The organism is Caulobacter sp. DWP3-1-3b2 (assembly GCF_049896325.1).
GTDB lineage: Bacteria > Pseudomonadota > Alphaproteobacteria > Caulobacterales > Caulobacteraceae > Caulobacter.
In genome coordinates this window covers 1-7,008 of the sequence record NZ_JAFCUB010000060.1, presented here as the reverse complement: position 1 = coordinate 7,008, position 7,008 = coordinate 1, and the positions used below count along the sequence as shown (strand labels likewise).

Below are 7,008 nucleotides of genomic sequence, written 5' to 3'. Positions count from 1 at the left end.
AGGCTCAAAGACTGGCGGCGCGTCGCAACCCGCTACGACAAACTCGCCGCCATCTTCGCCAGCGCCGTCTTCATCGCCGCAATCATCATCTGGTGGGCTCAATGAGTCTGGACCCTAGCCCTTGGACGAGCGCTCGAGAATGGCCTTCAGGCTCTGGGCCTTTTGCGGAAGATCCGACGCCAGGCGCGACGCCATTTCGCGAATCCCCACCGCATAGGCCTCGCCGCCTTCCGCGATCTCGCGCGCCCGCTGAGCCAGGTCCTCCAGGTCGCGAGCCATGGCTTCAACCTGCTCGCGGGCCAGCATGCGGGCTTCATCCTGCAGACGCCGGACGCGCTGGGTCGTGGTCTCCGGCCCACGGCTGAAGTTATAGACCTCGACCGGATCGACGCCTTTGTCGGGGACAACGGTCAGATGGGGACCACTCATGGGCGTTTTGGCTCCACCGGCGGCGCAAACAGCGCCGGCCTTGCAAGTACAAGCCACGGCGACCCTCGCCGTTCCCGGCGGGCGGCGCGATCCGTGCGATCGCTCCGATGCTGTGGCGCTGAGGACACTTAATCCTGACCGGGACGATGTCGCGCCTAGGTTTTAGGCTTCCAGGTCGCTGGATCGCAGGCGCCTTGATAGGTGCTGACCGCCTGCATCTTGAGGGTCTGTTTGCGGCCATAGGCCCCCAGGGTCAGGTTGAGGTCGGTGGTCGCGGTGGTGGTGAAGTCGCCGCTGACGACACCCGACAGCGCGTAGTCGACGCCCTTGTGCTTGCACGCCTGGTCGATGTGGAAGCCGTCCGCCGTCCGGGTGAGGGTGGGCTTGCCGCAGGGGCTGGCCTTCTGGACGGCGTCGGCGCCGGGGTCGTAGCCTTCGCCAACGCACCGGGCGGTGGTTTCCTCGCCGGCTGGGGTCTTGGTGACGGTCGTCCACAGGCCCGGCCTGAGGGTCTGGGGCCCGCCGGCGACCGGAGCTGCCTGCTGCGACGCGGCCGCTCCGCCCGGCGCGACCGGCCTGTCATCGGTGCGCGAACAGGCGGCCAGACCCATCAGCCCGGAGGCGACCATGATCGCCAGGCTCGAATTCAGGGCGTAACGCGGCATTCGGAACCTCCCCGGCGTGTGACCTTTTGAAGTTAAGGTCTTTGAAGCGCCAAGAGTTGCAACCCTTGGAGCCTTCACCGGGTCCGGCGAGGCTCCGGAGCATTTTTCGAGCGGAAGTGGTTCCGGTTCGCGTGAAGAAAAATGCGTCAAAACAGAATATTAGAGTTCACGGCCTGACGCAGTCAGGTCGGGAAATGCTCTAGCCGGGATAGACAGCCATGGCGGGCGTGTGACCACTGGCCGGCTGCGGCTGCGGCTGCGGCTGCGGCTGCGGCTGCGGCTGCGGCTGCGGCTGCGGCGCGACGGGGGCGGCAGCGGCGGGCGCGGGGCGCTGGAACTTCAGGCTGCGGCCCTGGAACTGCGCGCCGGTTTCCATGGCCAGCTGTTCATGGGTGATGTCGCCATCGACCACGGCCGTCCCATAGAGCCGCACCTGCTTGGCCGAGACCGCGCCGGTCACCCGGCCGTGGATCTCGATGACCTGGGCGTAGAGCGTACCCTCGACCCGGGCGTTGGGGCCCAGGACCAGCTTGCCGACCCGGATGTCGCCCTGGATCACGCAATCCAGGTGCAGCTCGCCGTCGCCGAGCACGTCGCCCTTGATGGCCACGCCCTGGGCGATCATCGAGGCGGGCTTGGGGCGGGGCGTGGGCGTCGGCGTCAGCGTCGGGGCCATGGCTAAATGCGGGGTCGGCTCGATCTGGGCCAGTGGCGTGAAGGCGGGAGAGGAAGGGGCGGTTTTTTTGGCGAACATGGCGAGGGCCTTGTCTCGAAATGGAGCGTTGTGGGGAAAGCTCAGCAAGAGCGGCGCCGTCAGCCCTTCGTCACAGGGGAGGACATATTCGCCCCGACTCGCGCCATGCTGCGCCATCCGGAGTTCCCCAAGCCATGGCCGAGTCCCTCGAACATCTGATCGACCGTCTGCGCGAGGTCGAGGCGCAGATCGAAGCCGCCTTCGCCGCGCGGGCCACGGATCATGACGCCAAGCACGCGGTCGAGCGGGATGCGGTCGGCAAGCCCTGTTTCAAGGCCGACGCCCTGCGTCGCCAGAAGGTCCACCGCAAGACCCTGGGCCTGGCTCGCGTGCCGTTGCCGACCCTGCTGACCATGCCGCTGATCTACGGCATGGTCCTGCCGCTGGTGATCCTCGATGTCAGCATCAGCCTCTACCAGCTGGGCTGTTTCACCGCCTGGGACATCATGCGGGTCAAGCGTTCGGACTATGTGGTCATCGACCGCCACCGGCTGGGCTATCTGAACCTGGTGCAGAAGCTCAACTGCGCCTTCTGCGGCTATGGCAACGGCGTCATCGCCTATGCCCGCGAGGTCACCGCCCGCACCGAGCAATATTGGTGCCCGATCAAGCACGCCCTCAAGGTCAAGGGCAGCCACGAGCGCTACCGCGACTTCCAGGCCTATGGCGACGCCGAGGGTTATCTGGCGAACTCGGGGGCGTATCGAGAGCGGCTGAAGCGGGGCCTGTAGGCCGGCTCGGGACTGTCGATCAGGGGGACGATACCGCGCCCGAAAACAATGCTGGGTCGTAGGAGATAGAATTTACCTGGGATGCGATCGGCCGGCACCTAGGAGCGCCCGGTATGTGACCATAATGAGACAATTTTCAACGAACTGTTTCATTACCGCAATGTAAATTGACCGACCGTGCCTCTCCCCCATAGCTCCTCTCCCATCGCCGCCAGGAAAACTGCAGCCGGCGCCGATTCTGAGGTGTCATTCGTGACACGGGGCCGATTGGGGGAACTAAACTTGACCATCAAAACCGTTCGGGAGCGCCTTTTGGCCTCCACGATGATTTGCGGCGTGGCCGCCGCAACCTTGCTGAGCGTGAGCCAGGCCGTGGCCCAGACCGCGCCCGCCCCGGCCGCCGCGCCGGACGCTAACGCCGTCGAAGAAATCGTCGTCACCGGCTCGCTGTTCCGCCGCACCGATACCGAGACCCCGTCGCCCGTCACTGTGCTGACCTCGGAAAACCTGCAGCGCGCCGGCATCACCACCGCCTCGGACGCCATCCGCTCGATCTCGGCCGATGGCGCCGGCTCGATCGGCACCGGCTTCCAAAGTGGCTTCAGCGCCGGCGGCTCGGCCGTCTCGCTGCGCGGCCTGGGCGTCTCCTCGACCCTCGTGCTGGTCGACGGCCTGCGCTCGACCAACTTCCCGATCAATGACGACGGCCACAACGCCTATGTCGACCTGAACAGCATCCCGTTCAGCCTGATCGACCGCGTCGAAGTGCTGAAGGACGGCGCCTCGTCGTCGTACGGCGCCGACGCCATCGGCGGCGTGGTGAACCTGAAGCTGAAGAAGACCTTCGTCGGCGTCGCCGGCAGCGTCGAAGCCGGCCAAAGCGCTCAGAATGACGCCGAGCATCGGCGCGGCGACCTGACCCTGGGCTTCGGCGACTACGCCGCCAGCGGCTGGAACGTCTATATCAACGGCGAATACCAGACCAACGACCGGGTCTCGAGCCACAGCCGCGGCTTCCCGTTCAACACCCAGGACTTGAGCTCGATCGGCGGCATCGACAACAATACCGCTGACTCGGCCATGACCACGGCCACCCCGACCGCCAATGTGACCCGCGTCAGCCAGTCGGACCTGAACAATCCGCTGGCCGGCAAGGTCGGCGCGCCGCTGACGACGTCCTACCAGTCCCTGGATCTGGGCGCCTGCCCCAACGGCACGTTCACCCAGGCTACGGCCACCGCCAACGGCACCGGCTGCAAGTGGGACCTGATCGACACCTATCGTAAAATCGCGCCGTATCAGAAGCGCTACGCCTTCAACGGCCGCCTGAGCGTGCGACTGGCCGACAATATCGAGGCCTATGCCACCGGCAGCTACTCGAACAGCTATGTCAGCATCAAGGGCGCGCCAACCGGCATCCGCCAGACGCAACCCTTCGGCGGCGCCCCCGCCCTGGCCTCGAGCAACCCTGGCATCGTCCTGCCGGTCTATATTTGTAACACCGGCGTCAACTGCGCCACCGACCTCACCGCTCCCGGTCGTCGCCTGAACCCGAACAATCCGTTCGCCACCACCTTCGCCGCAGATCCGGCCAACGGCGCCGCCCGCATCTACTATCTGTTTGGCGATCTTCCCGCCGGCAGCGATCGTTCCAACGAAGTCATCCGCGGCGCCGCCGGCATCAAGGGCAGCTTCGGCGACGACTGGAACTGGCAGATCGACGCCGTCGGCGCGCGTGACAATCTCGAGATCACGCAACACGGCCTGCTGAACATCGCCAGCATCCTCAGCGCCGTGAACACCGGCGCCTATAACTTCGTCACGCCGTCGTCGAACACCCAGGCGGTGCGCGCCTTCATCTCGCCCGACAAGGTGACCCCGTCGCACTCGTCGATGATGTCGCTGGACGCCTCGATCACCAAGTCGCTGTTCGCCCTGCCGGGCGGCGACGTGCAACTGGCCGTCGGCGGCCAGGTGCGCAAGGAGCTGCTGGAAAACAATAACCAGAACGCCCGCCTCGACACCTATGCCCTGACCACTGCCTCGGCCTTCGGCAAGCATACGGTCTCGGCCGCGTTTTTCGAAGTCCTGGCCCCGGTGACCGAGCAGATCGAAGTCAACGTCTCGGGTCGCTACGACCACTATTCGGAAGGCTTCAGCCACTTCTCGCCGAAGTTCGGCGTGAAATACACGCCGCTGCGTCAACTGGCGTTCCGCGGCACCTATTCCAAGGGCTTCCGCGCGCCGACCTTCGCTGAATCGGGCCCGCGTTCGCAATATGCCGGTTTCGTCACCACCACTCCGCCGGCAAACTTCCAGGCCGCGCACGGCGGCACCACCAATCCGTACTCGCAGTCCTACAGCCTGGGTCGCGGCGTGGCCGGCAATCCGGACCTGAAGCCTGAAACCTCGCGCAGCTTCACCCTGGGCGCGATCGCCGAGCCGACTCGTTGGCTCAGCCTGACCGTCGACTATTACAACGTGAAGAAGTCCGACCTGATCATCTCGGGTCCGGACGTCAGCAAGGCCAAGGACGCCTACTACGCGGCCGCCGATCAAACCGCCGGCTGCGCCGCCGTCGCCGCGGTGGGCGCCGGCTATTCGTGCAACGTGGTCGACGCTCCCGACCCGCTGTTCGCCGCCGCCCTGCCGCGCGTGCTGATCATCAACGTGCCCTATGTCAACGCCAACTACGCGCAGACCGAAGGCGTCGACTTCTCGGCCACCGCCAAGGTTCCGGTTACCGACTCGATCAACTGGACCAGCCGCATCGAAGTCACTCACGTCCTGAAGTACGACCTGCACACCGCCAAGGAAGTGCAGAAGTACGCCGGCACCCTGGGCCCGTACGACCTGTCGTCGGGCAACGGCACGCCGGACTGGAAGGGCAACTGGCAGAACACGGTCGACTTCGGCCGCTACACCCTGTCGGCCACCGCCTACTATGTCGGCTCGATCAAGTCGGTCGCCGCCGACACCAACGGCAGCACCGAATGCGTCCCGGGCAACCCGTATGGCGGCACCGCCAACACGGCCGCGGCCAACAAGTTCTGCACGATCAAGCGCTTCATCAATGTGGACGCCAACGCCTCGGCGGACATCACCGACAGCGTCACGGCCTATGTCAATGTCGGCAACCTGTTCGACGCCCGGGCGCCCATCGCGCCCGGCGCCTATGCCAGCGCGCCGAACTTCCTGACCACCTGGCACTATGCCGGCCTGATCGGCCGCACCTACAAGGTGGGCCTGCGCTTCAAGTTCTAGCCGACTTGAGCTGAGCCTGGGGAAGGGGCCGGTTCCGAAAGGAGCCGGCCCCTTTTTCGGGGGCGGGCGGGCGCGATCACGACCGCGACGAACTCTTGGCGCAATCGGCCGGAGACCCGTTCAGCGACCCTTCCTCGGGAGGCGGGCACGACGCGCCCTCGACCCGGGGCGGGTAGCCCATGCGCCGGGACAGCGCGTCCAGCCGCCTGCTGATCTCGTGAAAATAGTATTCGGCCTCCTCGGGCGTCGGCAGCCGACCCCGTTTGGGACGGCGGCGCTTGGCGGCGACCGGGCGGGCCTTTTGGGGGCGGGGCTGGGCCATGGGCGTTTCCTTTCGCAAGGCGCGGCTTCGCCGCCTCACGCGGCGGGCCACTGAGGGGATGGAAAGGGACGCGGAGCGCCGGACACCGTCCGGAGGTCTTTGTGTTGTGTTACCGTTTCGACGACGCCGACGCTCCGCGCGCGCGTTATCCGTCCGCGTCCGGTAGGCGGCCCTGTTGAGGCCTAGCCGGAAAGCCGGTTCGCCGTTTCCGACGAAGGCCGGCGCCGGGGGACGCGGATCCTGAGGACGCGCACGTCGATTCCCCGGCTGACGCCGACGGCGGGCGGGCCCCCCAACGATGGAAGTCCCCGGACCGCGCGCGTATCCCCCGCGCGCCTGTCCCCGCTCGCTCGCCCCCCGCCGCCGCAACGGTCGCTGGCCTTGCGCCCTTTCCGGTGCGGCGAGGTGGGATGATTATGCGCGCGGTCTGGACGCGCCAGCGGTGGTGACGCTGATTATTTTACAGGGCGTTGAATTTGCTGGAGCTTGGGGTGGGTGGTTATGGGGATGGAGCGGCGGCGATCCCCGTGAGGGCCCTTCCGCACCCCCTTTCAACCGTCATCCCGGGCCTTGTGCCCGGGACCCCTGGTTCATCTGACGGTGAAGCGTCTTGTCGCGCTGGCGCGCCCCACCCCAGCCCTTGCGGCGGACAGAGGGCTCCCGGGCACAAGGCCCGGGATGACGGTTCTAAAAATGGGAGCGGTTCCAGCCCCTCCCCAACCCGCCCGCGTCGGCGAGGCCTCGCCTTAAAACCTTGCTGGCGAGCTTGCTCTGGCGTCTGACGGTGTCAAGGACGGTCCCGCAGGGACCGCCGCGCCGCGGCCGGCCAGAGGCCGGTCCTTG

At 66.5% G+C, this 7,008-nt stretch carries 6 protein-coding genes and 1 pseudogene; 3 read left to right on the top strand and 4 right to left on the bottom strand.

The features are described from left to right. Nucleotides 1-105, top strand: a pseudogene (locus tag ACP7AG_RS21045) (IS5/IS1182 family transposase); the annotation flags it as partial. Nucleotides 106-114: 9 nt separating this feature from the next. On the opposite strand, the gene ACP7AG_RS21040 reads toward ACP7AG_RS21045, so the two are convergent. From ACP7AG_RS21040 to ACP7AG_RS21030, 3 genes are all read right to left on the bottom strand, one after another. Then, entirely contained in the window at nucleotides 115-429 is a 315-nt protein-coding gene (locus ACP7AG_RS21040) for a hypothetical protein (protein ID WP_426014442.1), read from the bottom strand. Between the two features lie 155 nt (nucleotides 430-584). Next, nucleotides 585-1,094, bottom strand: a complete 510-nt coding sequence (locus tag ACP7AG_RS21035) for a DUF3617 domain-containing protein (RefSeq protein ID WP_426033352.1) — start codon at nucleotides 1,092-1,094, stop codon at nucleotides 585-587. A gap of 199 nt (nucleotides 1,095-1,293) precedes the next feature. Further along, complete coding sequence (locus ACP7AG_RS21030) at nucleotides 1,294-1,848, bottom strand: bactofilin family protein (RefSeq protein WP_426033350.1); 555 nt, start codon at nucleotides 1,846-1,848, stop codon at nucleotides 1,294-1,296. A 134-nt stretch (nucleotides 1,849-1,982) separates the two neighbouring features. Between ACP7AG_RS21030 and ACP7AG_RS21025 the strand changes: the two genes are divergently transcribed. Continuing rightward, on the top strand, nucleotides 1,983-2,579 hold the full coding sequence (locus ACP7AG_RS21025) for a hypothetical protein (protein WP_426033348.1): 597 nt from the start codon (nucleotides 1,983-1,985) through the stop codon (nucleotides 2,577-2,579). Between the two features lie 324 nt (nucleotides 2,580-2,903). Beyond that, nucleotides 2,904-5,843 (top strand): TonB-dependent receptor domain-containing protein, encoded by a 2,940-nt coding sequence (locus ACP7AG_RS21020; protein WP_426033354.1) that lies wholly within the window; start codon nucleotides 2,904-2,906, stop codon nucleotides 5,841-5,843. Between the two features lie 76 nt (nucleotides 5,844-5,919). On the opposite strand, the gene ACP7AG_RS21015 is transcribed toward ACP7AG_RS21020, so the two are convergent. Then, nucleotides 5,920-6,165, bottom strand: coding sequence for a hypothetical protein (locus ACP7AG_RS21015; protein WP_426033346.1), 246 nt, complete (start codon nucleotides 6,163-6,165; stop codon nucleotides 5,920-5,922). Between the last annotated feature and the right edge of the window lie 843 nt (nucleotides 6,166-7,008).

Coding starts and splice junctions, on each gene's coding strand:
- ACP7AG_RS21040 (WP_426014442.1), bottom strand. CDS start 429: ATGAGTGGTCCCCATCTGACCGTTGTCCCCGACAAAGGCGTCGATCCG.
- ACP7AG_RS21035 (WP_426033352.1), bottom strand. CDS start 1,094: ATGCCGCGTTACGCCCTGAATTCGAGCCTGGCGATCATGGTCGCCTCC.
- ACP7AG_RS21030 (WP_426033350.1), bottom strand. CDS start 1,848: ATGTTCGCCAAAAAAACCGCCCCTTCCTCTCCCGCCTTCACGCCACTG.
- ACP7AG_RS21025 (WP_426033348.1), top strand. CDS start 1,983: ATGGCCGAGTCCCTCGAACATCTGATCGACCGTCTGCGCGAGGTCGAG.
- ACP7AG_RS21020 (WP_426033354.1), top strand. CDS start 2,904: ATGATTTGCGGCGTGGCCGCCGCAACCTTGCTGAGCGTGAGCCAGGCC.
- ACP7AG_RS21015 (WP_426033346.1), bottom strand. CDS start 6,165: ATGGCCCAGCCCCGCCCCCAAAAGGCCCGCCCGGTCGCCGCCAAGCGC.